Origin of the sequence: Dactylosporangium sp. CA-139114 (assembly GCF_050955725.1) — a bacterium.
Lineage (GTDB): Bacteria > Actinomycetota > Actinomycetes > Mycobacteriales > Micromonosporaceae > Dactylosporangium.
In genome coordinates this window covers 4,846,561-4,864,023 of the sequence record NZ_CP192080.1, presented here as the reverse complement: position 1 = coordinate 4,864,023, position 17,463 = coordinate 4,846,561, and the positions used below count along the sequence as shown (strand labels likewise).

General features: G+C 76.6%; 19 protein-coding genes. 8 read left to right on the top strand and 11 right to left on the bottom strand.

Annotated features, from left to right (window positions below):
- Positions 1-44 precede the first annotated feature (44 nt).
- The 11 genes from ACQP2P_RS22050 to ACQP2P_RS22000 all read right to left on the bottom strand — a co-directional run bounded on the left by ACQP2P_RS22050 (position 45) and on the right by ACQP2P_RS22000 (position 10,723).
- The gene (locus ACQP2P_RS22050; protein WP_433618735.1) at positions 45-506 is read right to left on the bottom strand and encodes a hydrogenase maturation protease; all 462 of its coding nucleotides are present in this window, start codon (positions 504-506) and stop codon (positions 45-47) included.
- Positions 503-1,804: a Ni/Fe hydrogenase subunit alpha gene (locus ACQP2P_RS22045; protein ID WP_433618733.1), complete on the bottom strand. Its 1,302-nt coding sequence runs from the start codon at positions 1,802-1,804 to the stop codon at positions 503-505. The genes ACQP2P_RS22050 and ACQP2P_RS22045 overlap by 4 nt, the downstream gene beginning before the upstream one ends.
- A complete protein-coding gene (locus ACQP2P_RS22040; protein ID WP_433618731.1) occupies positions 1,801-2,523 on the bottom strand; it encodes an oxidoreductase in 723 nt (240 codons plus the stop codon). Before ACQP2P_RS22040 ends, ACQP2P_RS22045 begins: the two co-directional genes overlap by 4 nt.
- Complete coding sequence (locus ACQP2P_RS22035) at positions 2,523-3,335, bottom strand: FAD/NAD(P)-binding protein (RefSeq protein WP_433618729.1); 813 nt, start codon at positions 3,333-3,335, stop codon at positions 2,523-2,525. The genes ACQP2P_RS22040 and ACQP2P_RS22035 overlap by 1 nt, the downstream gene beginning before the upstream one ends.
- Entirely contained in the window at positions 3,332-3,793 is a 462-nt protein-coding gene (locus ACQP2P_RS22030) for a cyclic nucleotide-binding domain-containing protein (protein WP_433618727.1), read from the bottom strand. Before ACQP2P_RS22030 ends, ACQP2P_RS22035 begins: the two co-directional genes overlap by 4 nt.
- Positions 3,790-4,887 carry a 4Fe-4S dicluster domain-containing protein gene (locus ACQP2P_RS22025; protein WP_433618725.1) on the bottom strand — a complete coding sequence of 366 codons (1,098 nt, stop codon included), beginning with the start codon at positions 4,885-4,887 and terminating at the stop codon, positions 3,790-3,792. Before ACQP2P_RS22025 ends, ACQP2P_RS22030 begins: the two co-directional genes overlap by 4 nt.
- Positions 4,888-4,950: 63 nt before the next feature.
- Positions 4,951-6,012 (bottom strand): hydrogenase expression/formation protein HypE, encoded by a 1,062-nt coding sequence (gene hypE / locus ACQP2P_RS22020; protein WP_433618723.1) that lies wholly within the window; start codon positions 6,010-6,012, stop codon positions 4,951-4,953.
- Positions 6,009-7,121, bottom strand: coding sequence for a hydrogenase formation protein HypD (gene hypD / locus ACQP2P_RS22015; RefSeq protein WP_433618721.1), 1,113 nt, complete (start codon positions 7,119-7,121; stop codon positions 6,009-6,011). Before hypD ends, hypE begins: the two co-directional genes overlap by 4 nt.
- Positions 7,118-7,384: a HypC/HybG/HupF family hydrogenase formation chaperone gene (locus ACQP2P_RS22010; RefSeq protein ID WP_433618719.1), complete on the bottom strand. Its 267-nt coding sequence runs from the start codon at positions 7,382-7,384 to the stop codon at positions 7,118-7,120. Before ACQP2P_RS22010 ends, hypD begins: the two co-directional genes overlap by 4 nt.
- Before the next feature lie 5 nt (positions 7,385-7,389).
- Complete coding sequence (hypF, locus tag ACQP2P_RS22005; protein ID WP_433618717.1) at positions 7,390-9,720, bottom strand: carbamoyltransferase HypF; 2,331 nt, start codon at positions 9,718-9,720, stop codon at positions 7,390-7,392.
- Positions 9,721-9,781: 61 nt separating this feature from the next.
- Positions 9,782-10,723: a hypothetical protein gene (locus tag ACQP2P_RS22000; RefSeq protein WP_433618715.1), complete on the bottom strand. Its 942-nt coding sequence runs from the start codon at positions 10,721-10,723 to the stop codon at positions 9,782-9,784.
- Positions 10,724-10,783: 60 nt separating this feature from the next.
- Here ACQP2P_RS22000 and ACQP2P_RS21995 point away from each other — a divergent pair, with 60 nt between their 5' ends.
- Genes ACQP2P_RS21995 through ACQP2P_RS21960 form a run of 8 tightly spaced genes read left to right on the top strand, consistent with a single transcriptional unit; the run spans position 10,784 to position 17,463 of the window.
- Entirely contained in the window at positions 10,784-11,236 is a 453-nt protein-coding gene (locus ACQP2P_RS21995) for a hypothetical protein (RefSeq protein ID WP_433618713.1), read from the top strand.
- Complete coding sequence (locus ACQP2P_RS21990; protein WP_433618711.1) at positions 11,233-12,549, top strand: V-type ATPase 116kDa subunit family protein; 1,317 nt, start codon at positions 11,233-11,235, stop codon at positions 12,547-12,549. Before ACQP2P_RS21995 ends, ACQP2P_RS21990 begins: the two co-directional genes overlap by 4 nt.
- On the top strand, positions 12,546-12,974 hold the full coding sequence (locus tag ACQP2P_RS21985) for an ATP synthase subunit C (RefSeq protein WP_433618709.1): 429 nt from the start codon (positions 12,546-12,548) through the stop codon (positions 12,972-12,974). Before ACQP2P_RS21990 ends, ACQP2P_RS21985 begins: the two co-directional genes overlap by 4 nt.
- Complete coding sequence (locus ACQP2P_RS21980; protein WP_433618708.1) at positions 12,971-13,219, top strand: hypothetical protein; 249 nt, start codon at positions 12,971-12,973, stop codon at positions 13,217-13,219. Before ACQP2P_RS21985 ends, ACQP2P_RS21980 begins: the two co-directional genes overlap by 4 nt.
- Positions 13,216-13,698 carry a hypothetical protein gene (locus ACQP2P_RS21975; protein ID WP_433618706.1) on the top strand — a complete coding sequence of 161 codons (483 nt, stop codon included), beginning with the start codon at positions 13,216-13,218 and terminating at the stop codon, positions 13,696-13,698. The genes ACQP2P_RS21980 and ACQP2P_RS21975 overlap by 4 nt, the downstream gene beginning before the upstream one ends.
- The gene (locus ACQP2P_RS21970) at positions 13,695-15,431 is read left to right on the top strand and encodes a V-type ATP synthase subunit A (RefSeq protein ID WP_433618705.1); all 1,737 of its coding nucleotides are present in this window, start codon (positions 13,695-13,697) and stop codon (positions 15,429-15,431) included. The genes ACQP2P_RS21975 and ACQP2P_RS21970 overlap by 4 nt, the downstream gene beginning before the upstream one ends.
- Positions 15,428-16,828, top strand: coding sequence for a V-type ATP synthase subunit B (locus ACQP2P_RS21965; RefSeq protein WP_433618703.1), 1,401 nt, complete (start codon positions 15,428-15,430; stop codon positions 16,826-16,828). The genes ACQP2P_RS21970 and ACQP2P_RS21965 overlap by 4 nt, the downstream gene beginning before the upstream one ends.
- Positions 16,825-17,463 (top strand): V-type ATP synthase subunit D, encoded by a 639-nt coding sequence (locus ACQP2P_RS21960; protein ID WP_433618701.1) that lies wholly within the window; start codon positions 16,825-16,827, stop codon positions 17,461-17,463. The genes ACQP2P_RS21965 and ACQP2P_RS21960 overlap by 4 nt, the downstream gene beginning before the upstream one ends.

Genomic DNA, 17,463 nt, shown 5'->3' with positions numbered 1-17,463 from the left:
GCCGCACACCCGTGGGGGCCGGGGGCGGGCGCGCCCTCGCGGGCTCACGGCAGGTCGCGGACCGCGGCGACGACGTGCTCGACCACGCGGTCGACGGCGGTGGCCACGGCCGGGGTCAGGCCGATGCCGTAGCCGGTGTCCGCCGCCTCGATCCCGAGCAGCAGCATGCGGTCGGGGACCCGGCCGAGCTCGCGGGCCAGGGCGACGGCGTCGCCGAGGTCCATGGCGTGGGAGCTGGTGCTGCCCCCGGGGCCGCCCGGGCGGCGGGCCAGGAGCCGGCGGTGGACGTGGCCGGCCGGGGCGTCGTGCGTGTGGACCGTGTCGACGACGACGGCGAGCCGGCGTTGTTCCCACAGCGTGATGAGCGCGCCGGGCTCGCCGTCGCTCTCGGCCAGGGCGACCCCGGGCAGGCCGGCGCGGCGGAGCCGGTCGACGACCGCCGGGCCGGCGCCGTCGTCGCGGCGGAACGGGTTGCCGACACCGATCACGACGACGGGCGGGTTCATGCGCGCTGCACGGTGAGGTCGAGGAAGTGGGTGGCGCAGGAGATGCACGGGTCGTAGTTGCGGATCGCCTGCTCGCACTCGGCGGTGAGTCGTTCGTCGTCGAGGTCCAGCCGCTCCTGCACGTACCGGCGCAGGTCGTCCTCGATGCTCGGCTGGTTCTGCGCCGTGGGCGGCACGATCCGGGCGCTGCGGATCGTGCCGGCGCCGTCGAGCTCGTAGCGGTGGAACAGGGCCCCGCGCGGCGCCTCGGTGGCGCCGAACCCGATCCCGGCACGTGGCGGCACCTCCAGGTGCGGCGGTGCCGGAGGCTCGTACGCCTCGATGATGCGCAGTGCCTCGTCGAGGGCGTAGACCATCTCGACCGCGCGGACGACGATGCTGCGGAACGGGTTGTCGCAGCGCGGGCCGAGACCCGCCGCGTCCGCGGCCTGGCGGGCCGTCGCCGACAGCACGGCGTGGTTGAGCGCATACCGGGCGAGGGGGCCGGTGAGGTACTTCCCCGCGCCGGCCAGCGCCGCGTGCAGGGCGGTCGAGTGCTCCGCCTGCGTCTCGACGATGTGGTGCTCGAAGTCGCGCACCGGGAACGACCGGCCGGCCGACGTTCGCGGCTCCCCGCGGTCGATCGGGTACCGGTCCGGGTCGGTCAGCGCGAGCAGCTCGTGGCCGACGGTGAAGTCCGGGAACGGGAAGCCGGCGACCCACTCGACGGTGGCGAGGGCGTGTTCGAGGGCCGGGCGCAGCGTGTCCCGGGCGAGCGCGCGCAGGTCGCCCGGTGCCGGGGCGTGGTAGAAGCCGCCGACGCGGACGTTGATCGGATGGATGGCGCGGCCGCCGATGAGCTCGAGGATGGCGTTGCCGGCCTTCTTGAGCGCCAGCCCGCGCTCGACGGCGCCACGATGGTCCCGCGCCATCTCCACGACGCCGGGGTACCCGAGGAAGTCGGGCGCGTGCAGCAGGTACACGTGCAGCGCATGGCTGGCGACCCACTCGCCGCAGTAGAGCAGCCGGCGCAGCTCGGCGACCGGCTCGCTCACCCGCACGCCGCACGCGTCCTCGATCGCCAGGCAGGCGCTCGTCTGGTATGCCACCGGGCAGATGCCGCAGATGCGGGCCGTGATGTCGGGTGGTTCGAGGTGGCCCCGGCCGCGCAGGAACGCCTCGAAGAAGCGGGGCGGTTCGTAGATCCGCAGCCGCACGTCGGTCACCGTCGCCCCGTCGACCCGCACGTGCATCGCTCCTTCGCCCTCGACCCGGGCGAGCGCGCCGACGCGCAGCGAACGGTCGTTGCGGTGGCTCATCCGCGCTCCCCCTGCTCGGCGGCGGCCCGGAACTCGGGCTTGGCGGTGTGGAAGGTGCGAAAGACGCGGGCCACGTCGGCCGGGGACATGCCGAGGCCGCGCAGCGAGGCGACCATGGCGGGGGTGTTGGGCCCCGCCATCGGGCCGAAGCAGCCGTAGCAGCCGCGACCGTACGCGGGGCACAGCGCGCCGCAGCCGGCCCGGGTGACCGGCCCCAGACACGGGATGCCCTGCGCCACCGTCACGCAGGTCGTCCCGCGCAGCTTGCACTCCTGGCAGACGCTGTGCCGGTCGATCGGGCACCCCGGCAGCTCCAGGTCCACCCGCACGTGGGCCTCGATCGGCGTCGACTCGGCCAGCGTCGCCACGTACTGCGGCCTGGCGTAGACGACCGAGCGGAACTCCTGGACGTCGGCGAAGTTGCGCAGCGCCTGGACGCCGCCGGCGTTGGCGCACGCGCCGATCGTGATCAGCATCCCGGACTGCTCCCGGATGCGGTGGATCCGTTCGACGTCGTCCTGCGTGGTGACGGAGCCCTCGACGAGCGAGACGTCGTACGGGCCCTCCACGACCGCACTGGAGGCCTCCAGGAAGTGCGCGATGTCGACGTGCTCGCTCAGCGGCAGCAGCTCGTCCTCGCAGTCGAGCAGGGTGAGCTGGCAGCCGTCGCAGGAGGCGAACTTCCACACCGCGAGCGTCGGCCGGCTCGGCGCCGTCATCACAGCTCCTTGACCGTCAGCAGCGGGCCGGCCTGCTCGTAGCCGACCACGGGGCCGTCCCGGCACAGCAGCAGCGGGCCGAGCTGGCAGTGCCCGCAGTGCCCGAGCCCGCAGTGCATGTTGCGCTCCAGCGACAGCCACACCCGGCCGGCGGGCACGCCCAGACCGACCAGGCCCCGCGCGGCGAACCGCATCATGATCTCGGGCCCGCACACGCAGGCGAGCGTCTCCGCCGGCCGGTGCTCGAGGCGGCCGTACAGCTCCGTCACCACGCCGACGTGGCCGCCCCACTCCGCGGTGGCCCGGTCCACCGTCGTGTGCACGTCGAGCCCGGCGGCGCGCCAGTCCCGGTACTCGCCGGGGTACAGCAGGTCGTCCGGGGTCCGCGCGCCGATCAGCACCACCACCCGCCGGTAGCGGGCCCGATCGGCCATCGCGTGCAGGACGACCGGGCGCAGCGGGGCCAGCCCGAGCCCGCCGGCGACGACGACCAGGTCGGCACCAGCCGGCGCGGGCAGCTCCCAGCCGCGGCCGAACGGGCCGCGCACGCCGAGCATCGCGCCCGGCTCGGCCCGGCACAGGGCACCGCTGGTGGCCCCGACCGCCCGGATCGTGTGCAGCGGGCCGGCGCCGCCGTAGCCGGAGACGGAGATCGGCACCTCGCCCACCCCGAAGGCGTACAGCATGGCGAACTGACCGGGCCGGAAGACCGGCAGCGGCGCGTCGACCGGCTCGAGCGCGAGGGTGACCGTGTCGCCGGTCTCGCGCCGGCGATCGGTCACCCGGTAGCGGGCGGCGGTCATCGTGCTCATGCCGGTGCCTTGTACAGGTCGAGCAGCCGGATCCGGGTCGCCTGCATGCGCTCCACGACGACGGCCATGAACCGCTTCGTCAGCTCGTAGCCGAGGTCGGGGTCGGCGTCGCACAGCGCGCGGACACCGGCGCCGTCGACCGCGATGCTGAGCACCCGGTCGACGGCGACCGCGCCGAAGTGCCAGCGGTACGGCGGGAACATCCACGACCACCCGAGCACGGTGCCGGGGCCGATCGTCTCGATGACGACGTCGCCCCGGCCGGGCACCCGGATGTCGAGGTGGACGCAGCCCTCGCGGATGAGCCAGAACCGCTTCGCGCGGCCGTTCTCCTCGAAGATCCGGGTGCCGGCGCGGAACGGCGCGGGGCACGCCCAGCGCGACAGGCGCTCGACGTGGCCCGGCGGCAGCCCGGCGAGGAACGGATGCGCGACGAGCAGGTCGTACGTGGTGATCATGGCGGGTCCCCGTCGGGTGGATGCGCGTTGAGGGCGTGCAGTTCGGCGGTGACGTCGATGCCCACCGGGCACCAGGCGATGCAGCGGCCGCAGCCCACGCATCCCGACTCGCCGAACTGGTCGTGCCAGGTGCCGAACTTGTGGGTGAGCCAGTGGCGGTAGCGTCCGGCGTTCGACTCGCGCACCGGCCCGCCGTGCAGATAGCTGAAGTCCAGGTCGAAGCAGGACTCCCAGGACTCCCAGCGCTCGGCGTGCTCACCGGTCAGGTCCGTGGTGTCGGTGACCGAGGTGCAGAAGCAGGTCGGGCAGACCATCGTGCAGTTGCCGCAGGTCAGGCACCGTGACGCCACGTCGTCCCACTGCGGGTCCGCGCGGTGACCGGCCAGCAGCGTGCGCAGGTCGGTCTCGGGCAGGGTCCGGCCCATCCGCGTCGCGGCGGACTCCACCGCCCGCTGCGCGGACCCGATGTCGTCGGCGGATGCCGGCGTCGCCGGAGCCCGGGCGAGCACCGCCTCGCCGTCGGCCGTCCCGCTGTCCGCCAGGTACGTCCCGTCGGGGCGTTCGGTCAGCACGATGTCGTAGCCGGTGTCGGCGCCGGGTCCGCCGCCCGCCGACACGCAGAAGCAGGCGCCGCCCGGCTCGGTGCAGTTGACCGCGACGATGAGCATCTCGGCGCGGCGCGCGGCGTAGCGTTCGCCGTCGCCCAGGACGTCGCCGAGCACGCCGATCGCGCGCAGGTCGCAGGGGCGGACGCCGAACAGCGCCAGCCGCCGCGGTGGCGCGGGTTCGTCGGTGACCGTGAAGCCGCCGGCGGACCGGTCGGCCGAGCTCAGCTGCTGCCGGGGCGGATGGAGCACCTGCTTCCACGACTGCGGGCCGGACGTGTGCGTGAACGCGAGCCGCTCGTCGCCGGGCCGCAGCCGGTAGATGCCGGCCTCGACCTCGGTCCGCCGGCCGTACGGCAGATCCGCCGCACCGCCGATCTCGGTGAGCACGATCGCGTGCCCGCGCACCGTCGGGCCGATGACGCTGCGGCCGTCCTGCCGCAGGGCGGTGAAGAGGTCGTCGAGCCGGGACAACACCACCGGGGTCATCGCGCGCCTCCACAGCTGAGCGTGCCGCCGTCACTACCCCGTCCAGGCCGTTCCATCCCGATGTCAGCAGATCCGTGGCAGCTGCTCGCCGACGAGCATGTCGACGACCCGGCGGCCGCCCATGAGCGTGCGCATGACCACCCGTCCGGGGTGCTCCCCCACCACCGACCCGAGCCGGACCGCGTCCCGCCCCTCCGGCCTGCCCCGCATCGTGGCCAGCAGAGCCTCGGCCGCCTCCGGCGCCACCACCGCCACCAGGCAGCCCTCGTTGGCCACGTGCAACGGATCCAGGCCGAGCAGCTCGCACGCCGACGCCACCGGCGCCGGCACCGTGACCGCGGCCTCGTCGATCTCGACCCCGGCACCCGCCGCGGCGGCGATCTCGTGCAGAGCCGAAGCCACGCCGCCCCGGGTCGGATCACGCATGACGTGGATCGCCCGCCCCGCCTCGGCCACCATCGCCGCGACGAGCCGGTGCAGCGGCCGGGTGTCGGAGGCGATCTCGGCCTCGAAGCCGAGCGCCTCGCGCGTGCTCAGGATGGTCGTGCCGTGCGCGCCGATCGGCCCGGACAGCAGCACGGCGTCCCCGGGCCGGGCGAACGCGGCCGACACCGCGGCGCCGGGCAGCCGGCGGCCGAGCCCGGTCGTGGTCACGAACAGGCCGTCGGCCGCACCGCGCCCGACCACCTTCGTGTCGCCGGTGACGACCGGCACCCCGGCGCCCGCCGCGGCGGTGCCGACCGAGGCGGTGACCCGCCGGAGATCGGCGAGCGGGAAGCCCTCCTCGATGACGTACGCCACCGCGAGCGCCAGCGGCGCGGCGCCCATCATCGCCACGTCGTTGACGGTGCCGTGCACCGCCAGCGCGCCGATGTCGCCGCCGGGGAAGAACAGCGGGCTGACGACGAACGCGTCGGTGCTCACGACGAGGTCGAGGCCGTCGAGCGCCACCACGGCGGCGTCCTGCGGCACGGTCTCGGCGGCGGCGGCGCCGAGTGCCGGGATCACGACGTCTCGCAGCAGCTCCGCGGACAGCTGGCCGCCGCTGCCGTGCCCGAGCAGCACCTGCTCGGTCTCGGCGAGCGGCACCGGGCAGGTGCCGCGGGCCGGGTCGGTGGCGGTCATCTCGGCCCCGCGCCGGCCGCCGCGCGCACCCGGCCCGCGTTGTGGAAGGCGGCGCACGTCCCCTCGGCGGACACCATCGGCGCGCCGAGCGGCGTGCGCGGGGTGCAGAGGCTGCCGTAGGCGGCGCAGTCGGTCGGCACGCGCGTGCCCCGCAGGATCTCGCCGGCGATGCAGGCGGGGTGCTCCCGAGCGCTCCGGCCGGTCACGGCGAAGCGCGGCTCGGCGTCGTATCCGGCGAACTCGTCCGCGAGCAGGAGGCCGCTGCCGGGGATGGTGCCGATGCCGCGCCAGGCGCGGTCGCCGATGCGGAACACGCGGCGGATCGCGTCCTGGGCCTCGGTGTTGCCCGAGCGGCGCACGGCGCGGGCATACTGGTTCTCCACCGCCGCGCGACCGCCCTCGAGCTGCCGGACGGCCATGAGGATGCCCTCGAGGAGGTCGAGCGGCTCGAACCCGGTCACCACGATCGGCACCCGGTAGCGGGCCGCGATCGGCTCGTACTGCGTCCACCCCATCACCGCGCAGACGTGCCCGGCGGCGAGGAACGCCCGCACCTCACACTGCGGCGCGTCGAGGATCGCCGTCATCGCGGGCGGCACCAGCACGTGGCTGACCAGCATGCTGAAGTTGGCCAGCCCGAGCTGGTGGGCCCGCAGCACGGCCATGGCGTTGGCCGGGGCGGTGGTCTCGAAGCCGACGGCGAAGAACACCACCTCACGGTCGGGGCGCTCGGCGGCGACCCGGACCGCGTCGAGTGGCGAGTAGACCACGCGGACGTCGGCGCCGCGGGCGCGCAGCGACAGCAGGTCGGTCTCGCTGCCCGGCACGCGCAGCATGTCGCCGTAGGAGGTGAAGACGACCTCGTCGCGCCCGGCGATCGCCAGCGCCTTGTCGATGAGCTCCAGCGGCGTCACGCAGACGGGGCACCCCGGCCCGTGGATCATCCGCAGCCCGGCCGGCAGGAGTTCGTCGATGCCCTGCCGCACGATGGTGTGGGTCTGGCCGCCGCACACCTCCATCAGCGTCCACGGCCGTGTGACCGCCGCGCCGATCTCGGCGAACAGGCGCCGGGCGAGGGCCGGGTCGCGGTACTCGTCGACGTACCTCATGGCGCCGCCCCGGGGCCGCCGGCGAGCTCCCGTTCCAGGACGTCGCCCATCGTCCCCAGGATCTCCAGCGTCCGCCGCGCCTCGGCCTCGTCCACGAGGCTGATGGCGAACCCGACGTGCACGATCACGTAGTCGCCGGCCCGCGCCTCGGGCACGTAGGCGAGGCAGACCTCACGCGCGACGCCGCCGAAGTCGACCGTGCCCATCAGCAGGCCGCTCGCGTCGTCGGCCGACACGATCCGGCCCGGGATGCCCAGGCACATCCGGCTCACTCCCCGCGCATCCGGGCGGCGGCGACGGCCGCCTGGCCGTAGCTGATCCCGCCGTCGTTGCCGGGCACCAGCTCGTTGACCAGCGGCTCCAGCCCGGCACCGGACAGTCCCCCGACGACGGCCTCCAGCAGGATCTGGTTCTGCATGACCCCGCCGGACAGGCAGACGGTCCGCAGCCCGTAGCGCGCCGCGACGTCGGCGCACAGGGCGACGGTCACCGCGGCGACCGTGGCGTGGAACCCGGCGGCGAGCGGCCCCGCACCGACGCCGTCCCGCGCCGCCTCCAGCAGCGCCAGCAGGGTCGGCGCGGGGTCGTACACCACCAGCTCCCCCCGTCTCGTCAGCCGCCACGGCAGTTCGGGCGCGGCCGGGCCGGCGGTGGCGAGCGCCTCGAGCATGACGGCCGCCTCGCCCTCGTAGGTCGCGTCGTCACAGACACCGAGGAGCGCCGCGACCGCGTCGAAGAGCCGCCCCGCGCTCGAGGCGACCGGGCAGTTCACGCCGCGCGCGACCATCCGGCGCACGGTGGCGACCTCACGATCGGGCAACCGGCGCAGGAACGGGCCGGCGGCGCGCGGCACCCGCTCGTCGGGCAGCTCGCCGCCGAACAGGTAGCCCAGGGCCATGCGGGCCGGGCGCCGCACCGCGGCCTCGCCGCCGGGCAACGGGGCCCGGGCGAAGCGCGCCACCCGCCGGTACGAGGCGAGGTCGGCGACGAACACCTCGCCGCCCCACAGCGTGCCGTCGTCGCCGAGGCCCAGCCCGTCGTAGGCCACGCCGACGAACCGGCCGGTCACACCGTGCTCCGCCGCGCACGACGCGACGTGGGCGTGATGATGCTGTACCGCGATCCGGCGCCCGACCGGCAGCGCTGTGGCGTACCGCGTCGACAGGTACCCCGGGTGCGGGTCGTGCGCGACGGCCTCCGGCGTGACGCCCGCGACCCGGGACAGCCGCGCGAGGTTCGCCGTGAACGCCTCCATCGCGGCCTGCCGCTCCAGGTCGCCGGTGTGCGGGCCGACGACCGCGGTGCCGCCGTCGGCCAGCGTGAACGTGTGCTTGAGCTGGGCGCCGACGGCCAGCAGCGGCCGCGGCGCGGGCACGGGCAGGGCGATCGGCTCGGGCGCGTAGCCGCGGGCGCGCCGGAGGAGCGACACCCGCCCGGCCGCGACGCGGGCCACCGAGTCGTCGTAGCGGGACCGGATCGCCCGGTCGTGGCCCAGGAACCCGTCGGCGATCCCGGCGAGGCGCTGCCGGGCCTCGGCGTCGCCGGTCACGATCGGCTCGTCGGAGACGTTGCCGCTGGTGACCACCAGCGGGCGGCCCAGATCGGCGAGCAGCAGGTGGTGCAGCGGCGTGGTGGGCAGGAACAGCCCGAGCCTCGGCACGCCGGGCGCCACCGCGTGCGCCACGGGGCCGTCCGTTCGCGGGGCCAGCAGCACCACCGGGCGAGCGGGCGAGCAGAGCAGCGCCGCCTCCACCTCGCCGACCCGGGCCAGCCGCCGCGCCGCCGCCACGCTGTCCACCATGACGGCGAACGGTTTGGCCGGGCGATGCTTGCGCTCGCGCAGCCGGGCGACGGCGGCCCCGTCGGTCGCGTCGCAGACGAGCTGGTAGCCGCCGAGCCCCTTGAGCGCGACGACTCCGCCACGGCCGATGAGGCGCTCCGCCGCGGCGAGCGCATCCTCGCCCGGGGCGACGGCGCCGTCAGCGCCGTCAGGGCCGTGCCATGCCAGCCGCGGGCCGCAAGCCGGGCAGGCGATCGGTTCGGCGTGGAAGCGCCGGTCGGCCGGATCGGCGTACTCCCGCGCGCAGTCGGCGCACATGCGGAAGTCCCGCATGCTCGTGCGGGCCCGGTCGTACGGCAGGGCGTCGACGATCGTCGCCCGCGGGCCGCAGTCGGTGCAGGTGACGAACGCATAGCGGTGCCGCCGTTCGCCGGGATCGAACAACTCGGCCCGGCACCGGTCGCAGGTGCCGACGTCGGGCGGTATCCGGCCGCCGACGGCGCCGGGCGCGGGCGGGCGGTTCGACCGTCCGACCCGGAAGCCGGTGCCGGGCGCGGGCGGGCGGCCTTGCAGCTCGCGCACCCGCACGTCGGCGATGCGGGCCTGGACGGGGGCCTCGGCCCGCAGCCGGGTGACGAGGGCGTGCACCGCCTCGGCGGGGCCGGCGGCCTCGACCACCACGACGCCGCCGTCGTTGCGGACCCAGCCGTCCAGGCCCAGCCCGCAGGCCAGCCGGTAGAGGAACGGCCGGAACCCGACGCCCTGGACCGTCCCGTGGATCTCGATACGGTGCGCCACCCGCGTTGCGACCGTCTGCACGAGTGCAAGTCTCGTCCCCGCGCACGGGCCCGCACACGAAAGTCCGGGACTTCTCACCCCGTCACGGTCGCAGGCCGGCGTCGAGCACCGCGTCGTACGCCCCCGCCCCGGTGCTGTCCGCCGCGGCGGCCACGGCGGCCCTGACCCGCCAGCCGTCGACCGCGAGCGCGGCGGCCGCGCCGATGGCGGGGCGCCCGTCGAAGCCCGAGGAGCGCAGCAGCGTGTGGGCGTCCCGGCCCACCCGCGCCCACCAGGCCGCCTCCGCCCGCCAGAGCGCGTCCGGCTCGGCGATGCCATCGAGGGCCCACGCGGCCGTTGCCGGAAGGGCCGCGACGAAGCCGGCGAACGACGCGGCCTCGAGTGCACGCCGCCCGAGCAGACCGGCGGCGCGGGCGCGGGCCGCCTCGGTGAGCGGCCGGCCGATGAGCCACTGCTCCCGCGCCACCATCAGCGCGAGGCCGCCCGCGGCCCAGGGCTCGGCCCCGGGAACCGCCGCGGCGCGCACCGCCCAGGCGGCCCGCATGCCCTGCCCGATCGCGCGGGCCGTCGCGGCCCCCGGGTCACCCCACGCGGAGGACGCCAGCGCCGCCCGCACCTGCTCCACTGTGAACGTGGCGGACAGCGGCGGCCGGACGACCGCCAACGACCCCAGCCGGAACGGCGCCGGGCCGTCATGCCCGCGTCCGTGCCGCAGCATCCGCTCGACGTTGCGGATCTCGAACCAGCCGGCCAGCGCCCCCACCTGCTCGGCACCGTCCCGCGGCAGCCATCCCGCGAGGATCCGCACGTGCCACAGCACCGTGCGGGCCACCGCCTCCTGCACCGCCGGAGCGTCCTGGCCCGGGCGGACCTCGCGGCCGTACGGGCCCGTCTCCAGCAGGCCGATCGCCGCGTCGAGCCCCGGGCTCCCGGCCAGCACCCGTGCCGCGGCCGGACCCACGCAACGCCGGGCGAGGGCACGCGCCCGCACGGCGCCGGCGACGTGGGCGGCACCGGATCGCATACCCCCAGAATGCGCCGCGGTGAGCCGGTGCCGGCCGTCCGGCGGGGGTAGGTACCGGCCGTGACGACGCTGCGGCAGCTGCTGCGACGGTTCCGGCCGGCCGGTCCCCCGGGCGCGGCCGGGCGGGTCGCGGTGCCCGCCGACCGGGCGGCCCGGGCCGAGGAGGAATTGCGCCCGGTCTTCGCCGTGCTCGCCGCCGCCGACGCGGAGGCCGCCGCGATCCGGGCGGCGGCGCAGGCGGAGGCGGCGCGGCGGCAGCGGCGGGCCGGCCTCGCGGCGCAACGGATCGTCGCGGCCGCGCGGGCTCGGTCACAGCAGGCGCGCGCCGAGGCGTTCGCCGCGGCGCGCGCCGACACCGCCCGGGCCACCGAGACGGTCATGGCCGACGCGCGACGCGCGGCCGAGGCGCTGCGGGCCCGGGCCGGGATACGCCTGGACGCCGCCGTGCCGCCGATCGTCTCCGCCGCGCTGGACGAGGTGTGCGGCACCGGCCGGGACCGGGGCGCACCATGACAGCGCCCGGGCCGGCGTCGTGGCGGCAGCGGCTGCGGCCGGTGCGGATGACGCGTGTCGCGCTGGTGGCCCCCGACGACGCGCTCGACGCGGTCCTGGCCGAGGTCGGGGCCGCCGGCGTGGTCGAGCTGGAGCCGGTCGACCCCGGCGGCGGCTCCGGCGCCGGCGATGCCGAGGCGGTCGGCTTCGACCGGATGCGGGCCGGGGCGGTGCACCGCCACGGTGCGGCCGCGTATCTGGGCTGGTGTCCCGAGCCGGCCCGGGGGGCGCTGGGCCGCCGGCTGGCGCCGCTCGGTGGGGCCCTCGCCGCGCTGCCCCTGCCGCCCGGAGCCGAGCCGCCGACGCTGCTCGCCCGGTCCGGGCGGGTGAACAGGTCGTTCGCGCCGATCGTCGAGACGTACGGCGCGGTGCCGTACGCCGACGTCGACCCGACGCTGCCGGCGGGAGTCGCCTACGTGGTGATGTTCGGCATGATGTTCGGCGACGCCGGGCACGGCCTGGTGCTGGTGGTGGTGGCCGCCGTACTGGCCCGGCGCCCGCCCCGGCGGTACCCCCGGCTTCGCGAGGCGTGGCCGTTCGTCGCCGGCGCGGGGCTGGCCAGCACCGTCTTCGGGGTGCTCTACGGCGAGTGCTTCGGGCCCACCGGGCTGCTGCCGGCGCTGTGGCTGCGGCCGTTGGACGAGCCGGTGCGGCTGCTGGTCGCCGCGGTCGGGCTCGGCGGGGCGCTGCTGGCCGTCGCCTACGTGGCCGGCATCGTGAACCGCTGGCGGGAAGGCTCCGCCGCACTGGCGTTGTACGCGCCGTCCGGCATCGCGGGTGCCGCCGTCTTCGCCGGCCTCGGCCTGCTCGCCGCCGGGGTCTTCACCGCCGCCATCCCGCTCGTGGCCGTCGCGGTGGCCGTCGCGGCCGCCGGGCTGGTGGTCGCCGCCGCCGGCCTCTACACCGCCGCGGGCGGCGGCGGTGCCGCCGTGGCCCAGACCGTCGTCCAGCTCTTCGACCTCGTCATCCGGATCTGCGCGAACCTGGTGTCGTTCGCCCGGCTGGCCGCGTTCGGGCTGACCCACGCGGCGCTCGGCGCGCTCGTGTGGGCCGGCACCACGGCGCTGTGGCACCGAGGCGGGGCGTTGACCGTCGCCGCGGTGATCGTCTTCGCGCTCGGCAACGCGCTCGCGTTCGGCCTCGAAGCCGTCGTAGCCGGAGTCCAGGCGCTGCGCCTGGAGTACTACGAGCTGTTCTCGCGGGTGTTCGAGGGGACCGGCCGGCCCTACCGCCCGTGGCGCTGTGTTCCGGCTTCCAAGGAGGTCCAGCGGTGAACGCACTCTGGCTCGTCGCCGTGCCCGCCGTCGCGGTGGTCGCCTGGGCCGTGCGGCGAACCGCCGCCCGGCGGCCCCGGCTGGTGACCCGCGCGCTGCTCGTGGTGAACGCCGTGCTCTTCGCGGCCGCCACCGCCGCGGCGGTCCTGCTGCTCACCCCGGGCCCGGCCGGCGCGGGCACCACGGCGCCCGCCCCGGCCGCGACGGGGAGTGCCGGCTGGGCCGCGCTGCTCGGCGCGGCGATCGCGGTGGCCGGCTCGTCCATCGGCGCGGCGATCGCCGTGGCGTACACCGGCGCCGCGGCGCTGGCGGCGCTGAGCGAGCGCCCCGAGCTGTTCGGCCGCGCCATGGTGGTCGTCGGCCTGGCCGAGGGCATCGCGATCTACGGGCTCATCGTCGCGATCATCCTGATCGGCCGGGCGTGAGCATGGACGCGACGGGCCGCATCGCGGCGATCGGCGAGGCCCGCCTCGTCCGCGGCTACGGCCTGGCCGGGGCCGCGGTCACCACCGCGGAGGACGAGACGGCGGCGACGACCGCATGGCGGCAGCTCGACGCCCGGGTCACCGTCGTCATCGTCACCCCGTCCGCGGCTCGGGCCGTGGCGGCGGCCGGTGGACCGGGCGGGCGCCTGCTCGCGGTACTGCCGGATCCGGACGGTGCCGCGTGAACCTGGAACCGGTCCGGGCCGCGCTGCTGCGCCGTGCCCACGCGGACGCCGCCGCCGTCCGCGCCGAGGCCGCACGGTCCCGCGCCCGGCTGCTGGGCGACGCCGGCGCCGAGGGCGAACGGATCCTGCGGGAGGCGCGCGGCAAGGGCCGCGCCGACGCCGCCCGTCTCGCCCGGGCCGAGGAGGCGCAAACCCGCCGCGCCGCCCACGCGCTCGTGCTGGCCGCGCAGCGGGACGTCTACGACGAGCTGTGCCGCCGCGTCGCCGGGCAACTGCGCTCGGCGCTCGACGGCGGACGGCTCGGTCCCGCGCTCGCCGCCCGGGCCACGGCCGCCCTCGGCCCGGACGCCCGGGTCGAAGCGGCGCCCGGCGGCGGCTTCACGGCCCGTCTGGGCGACCGCCGCGCGGACTGCTCCATCGCGTCGCTCACCCGGCACGCGGTCGAGTCCGCCGGAGCCGTCGCGCAGGTGTGGCGATGACCGCGCGGGGCGCCCGGATCACGCGCGTCAGCGGGCCGCTGGTGCAGGTGGACGGCGCGGACGCCGCCATGCACGACGTCCTCGAGCTCGGCCCGCACCGCTCACCCGGGGAGGTGGTCGCCGTCCGCGGCGCGCACGTCACCGTGCAGGCGTACGAGTACACCGGCGGTCTTCGCCCGGGTGACACCGCCGTCCCGCTCGGCCGCCCACTGGCCGCGCCCCTCGGGCCGTGGCTGCTCGGCGGCCTGTTCGACGGCCTGCTGCGCCCCCTCGCCGGTGCCCCGGTCTGGCTCGCCGCGGGGTCGCTGACCGCCGCACCGGCGCACGGCCCGGCCCGGCGCTTCACACCGCGGGTGGCGCCGGGCGACACGGCCGCACCGGGCGGAGTCCTCGGTACCGTCGCCACCGGTGGCCCGATCGCGTTCCGGGTCCTCGTCCCGCCGCACGTGTCCGGCCGCGTCGGACGGGTCGCCGCACCCGGCGAGTACGGACCCGGCGACACCCTGGCCACGGTCGGGGCGGTGCCGGTGACGATGACCGCGTCGTGGCCCGTCCGCACCCCGCGCCCGTACGAGGCCCGCCGCACTGCGGACGCGCCGCTGCTCACCGGGCAGCGCGTGGTCGACGCGTTCTTCCCGATCGCCAAGGGCGGCACGGCGGCCGTTCCGGGCGGGTTCGGAACCGGCAAGACCCTGCTGCTGCAGCAGATCGCCAAGTGGTGCGACGCCGACGTGATCGTCTACGTCGGCTGCGGCGAGCGCGGCAACGAGATGGCCGACGTCGTCGCGGAACTGTCCACACTGGACGACCCCCGCACCGGTGGGCGCCTGCTCGAGCGGACCGTCGTGCTCGCCAACACGTCGAACATGCCGATGATGGCCCGCGAGGCGAGCATCTACACCGGCGTCACGGTCGCGGAGTTCTACCGCGACATGGGCTACGACGTCGTGGTCATCGCCGACTCCACCTCACGCTGGGCGGAGGCGCTGCGCGAGTTCGCGTCCCGCAGCGCAACCCCGCCGGCCGAGGAGGGCTACCCCGCCGACCTCGCCTCGGCGCTCGCCGCCTTCTACGAACGGGCCGGGGCGGTGCGGACGCTCGGCGGTGGCCACGGCTCCGTCACGATCGTCGGCGCGGTGTCCCCGCCCGGCGGCGACCTGACCGAGCCGGTCACCGCGAACACCGAGCGGTTCGTACGCTGCCGGTGGACGCTCGACCGGGACCTTGCCTACGCCCGCCACTACCCCGCGGTGTCCTGGTCGGCGTCGTTCTCCCGCGACACCGGGCTGATCGGTGCCGACTACGCGCGTCGCGCGGATCCGGGCTGGGCCGCCCGGCGGGCGCGGGCCCTGGACGTGCTCGCCGACGCCGACCGCATCGCCGCGCTCGCCGACCTCGTCGGCACGAGCGGGCTGCCGGCGCACGAACGGATGACGCTGCTCACCGGGCGGCTCCTGCGCGACGGCGTCCTGCAGCAGAACGCCCTCGTTGTGAACGACGCCTCCTGCACGACGGCGAAGTCGGCGGCGCTGCTCGAGGCCGTCCTCACCGTGAGCGACCGCTGCCACGCGCTCGTCGAGGCCGGCGCCGCACCGGCCTGCATCGAGGCGGTCGACTTCGGCCCGCTGCTGCGGGCCCGCGAGACGGCCGGGCCCGGCGACGCGCACGGCGTCGCCGGGCCGCGCGACGCCGTCCTGGCCGGGCTCGACGCGGCTGCCGGGAGGACGGCATGAGCGCGTGGCCGGCGGTCGAGTACGGCGACATCCGCGAGCTGCACGGCCCGCTGGTCGTCCTCGGCGGCGTCGCGGGAGCCGGCTACGACGACGTCGTCACCGTCCGTCTGCCCGGCGGCGACGAGCGGCACGGCGTGGTGCTCGAGGTCGACCGGGACACGGCGGTCGTCCAGGTGCTCGAGGGCACCGCGGGCATGGGCCGCCACGGCAGCACCGTCGCGTTCGCCGGGGCACCGATGCGCATCCCGGTCGGCGGCCAGTGGCTGGGACGCACCTGCAACGGCCGCGGCGCACCGATCGACGGCGGGCCGCCCGTGACCGGCGAGCGCGGCGCGGCGGTCGCCGGGGCGCCGCTCAACCCGACCTGGCGCGAGCCCCCGGCCGAACCGGTCATCACCGGCGTGTCCGCCGTCGACGCGCTGACCACCCTGGTGCGCGGCCAGAAGCTCCCGGTGTTCAGTGTCGCGGGCCTGCCGCACCTCGAGCTCGCCGTCCAGATCGCCGCGCAGTCCCACGTCGGCGGCGCGCCGTTCAGCGTCGTCTTCGCCGGCATGGGCCTCACCCACACCGACGCCGCCTACGTCCGCGACGCCCTGGACGAACGGGCTACCGCCGGCGAACTGGTACTGCTGCTGAACACCGCCGACGATCCGGTGATCGAACGCATCCTCACGCCGCGGCTGGCACTGACCGTGGCCGAGGATCTCGCGTTCACCGCGGGCCGGGACGTCCTGGTCGTGATGACCGACATGACCGGCTACGCCGAGGCGCTGCGGGAGGTGTCGTCCGCCCGCGGCGAGCCACCCGCCCGGCGTGCCTATCCGGGGTACCTCTACACCGACCTAGCGTCGATCTACGAGCGGTGCGGCCGCATCCGGCACCGGCCCGGCTCGGTGACGATCCTGCCGGTGCTGACCATGCCCGCCGGGGACATCACCCATCCGGTGCCGGACCTCACCGGGTACATCACCGAGGGGCAGATCGTGCTGTCGGCCGAGCTGCACGGGCGGGGCGTGTATCCGCCGGTCGACCCGCTGTCGTCGCTGTCGCGGCTCATGCGCCACGGGGCCGGGCCGGGCCGCACCCGGGCCGACCACCTCCCGCTCGCGGCGCAGGTGCTCGCCGCCCTGTCGCACGCCCGCCAGACCCGCGAGCTGGCCGACCTGATCGGCGCGGCCGCCCTCGGCGACGTGGACCGCCACTACCTCGGCTTCGCCGACGTGGTCGAGCAGCGACTGATCGACCAGCGGCCGGACGAGGCGCGAAGCCTGGACGACACGCTCGACCGGGCCTGGCAGGCGCTGCGGGCTCTTCCGCAGCGCGAGCTCGTCATGCTGCCCGAGTCGCTCCGCGGGGCCCACGCCGCGCCCGCGGAGGGTGCCGAGGTGACCGGATGACCGCGCTGCGCCATGCTCCGGTGGGCCGGTCGGGCCTGCTGTGGCTGCGGCACCGGCTCGAGGTGACCCGGCACGGCAGCGGCGTCCTGCGGCGCAAGCTCACCCTGCTCGCCGCCGAACACGACCGCCTCCGGCAGCGCCGGGCCGAGACGGCCAGGGACTGGGCGGCGGCCGACGCGACGGCCCGCGGCCGGCTCGGGCGCGCGACGATCCTCGACGGCCTGGAGGCGGTCGAGGCGGCGGCCGAGGTGCCACCGGCCGAAGCCACGCTGCCGTGGACGACCGTGATGGGCGTGCGCTGCCCGGGGGAGCCGTCGCTGGTGCTCCCGCCGCGCCCCGCCCAGCTTCCGGCGCCCGGCGGCGCGGCGCTCTCACGGGCCGAGGCCGCGTACCGCGCGGCGGCGCTCGCCGCGGTGCGGCACGCGGCCGCCGACGCCGCCCTCGCCACCGTCGAGGCCGAGATGGCCGCCACCCGGCGGCGGGTGCGGGCACTGGACCGCCACTGGATTCCGGCCCTGGAGGCCGCGCTCGCCGCCCGGACCCTGCAGCTGGCGGAGCTGGAGGCGGCCGACCTCGCCCGCCGGCGCGGCGGTCCTCCTCCGGCGGCACCGGCGCCCGGCCGCGGCGCACCATGA

Bases quoted from the DNA above. Each gene is read 5' to 3' on its own strand.
- ACQP2P_RS22050 (WP_433618735.1), bottom strand. From the start codon at position 506: ATGAACCCGCCCGTCGTCGTGATCGGTGTCGGCAACCCGTTCCGCCGC.
- ACQP2P_RS22045 (WP_433618733.1), bottom strand. From the start codon at position 1,804: ATGAGCCACCGCAACGACCGTTCGCTGCGCGTCGGCGCGCTCGCCCGG.
- ACQP2P_RS22040 (WP_433618731.1), bottom strand. From the start codon at position 2,523: ATGACGGCGCCGAGCCGGCCGACGCTCGCGGTGTGGAAGTTCGCCTCC.
- ACQP2P_RS22035 (WP_433618729.1), bottom strand. From the start codon at position 3,335: ATGAGCACGATGACCGCCGCCCGCTACCGGGTGACCGATCGCCGGCGC.
- ACQP2P_RS22030 (WP_433618727.1), bottom strand. From the start codon at position 3,793: ATGATCACCACGTACGACCTGCTCGTCGCGCATCCGTTCCTCGCCGGG.
- ACQP2P_RS22025 (WP_433618725.1), bottom strand. From the start codon at position 4,887: ATGACCCCGGTGGTGTTGTCCCGGCTCGACGACCTCTTCACCGCCCTG.
- hypE (WP_433618723.1), bottom strand. From the start codon at position 6,012: ATGACCGCCACCGACCCGGCCCGCGGCACCTGCCCGGTGCCGCTCGCC.
- hypD (WP_433618721.1), bottom strand. From the start codon at position 7,121: ATGAGGTACGTCGACGAGTACCGCGACCCGGCCCTCGCCCGGCGCCTG.
- ACQP2P_RS22010 (WP_433618719.1), bottom strand. From the start codon at position 7,384: ATGTGCCTGGGCATCCCGGGCCGGATCGTGTCGGCCGACGACGCGAGC.
- ACQP2P_RS22000 (WP_433618715.1), bottom strand. From the start codon at position 10,723: ATGCGATCCGGTGCCGCCCACGTCGCCGGCGCCGTGCGGGCGCGTGCC.
- ACQP2P_RS21990 (WP_433618711.1), top strand. From the start codon at position 11,233: ATGACAGCGCCCGGGCCGGCGTCGTGGCGGCAGCGGCTGCGGCCGGTG.
- ACQP2P_RS21970 (WP_433618705.1), top strand. From the start codon at position 13,695: ATGACCGCGCGGGGCGCCCGGATCACGCGCGTCAGCGGGCCGCTGGTG.
- ACQP2P_RS21965 (WP_433618703.1), top strand. From the start codon at position 15,428: ATGAGCGCGTGGCCGGCGGTCGAGTACGGCGACATCCGCGAGCTGCAC.
- ACQP2P_RS21960 (WP_433618701.1), top strand. From the start codon at position 16,825: ATGACCGCGCTGCGCCATGCTCCGGTGGGCCGGTCGGGCCTGCTGTGG.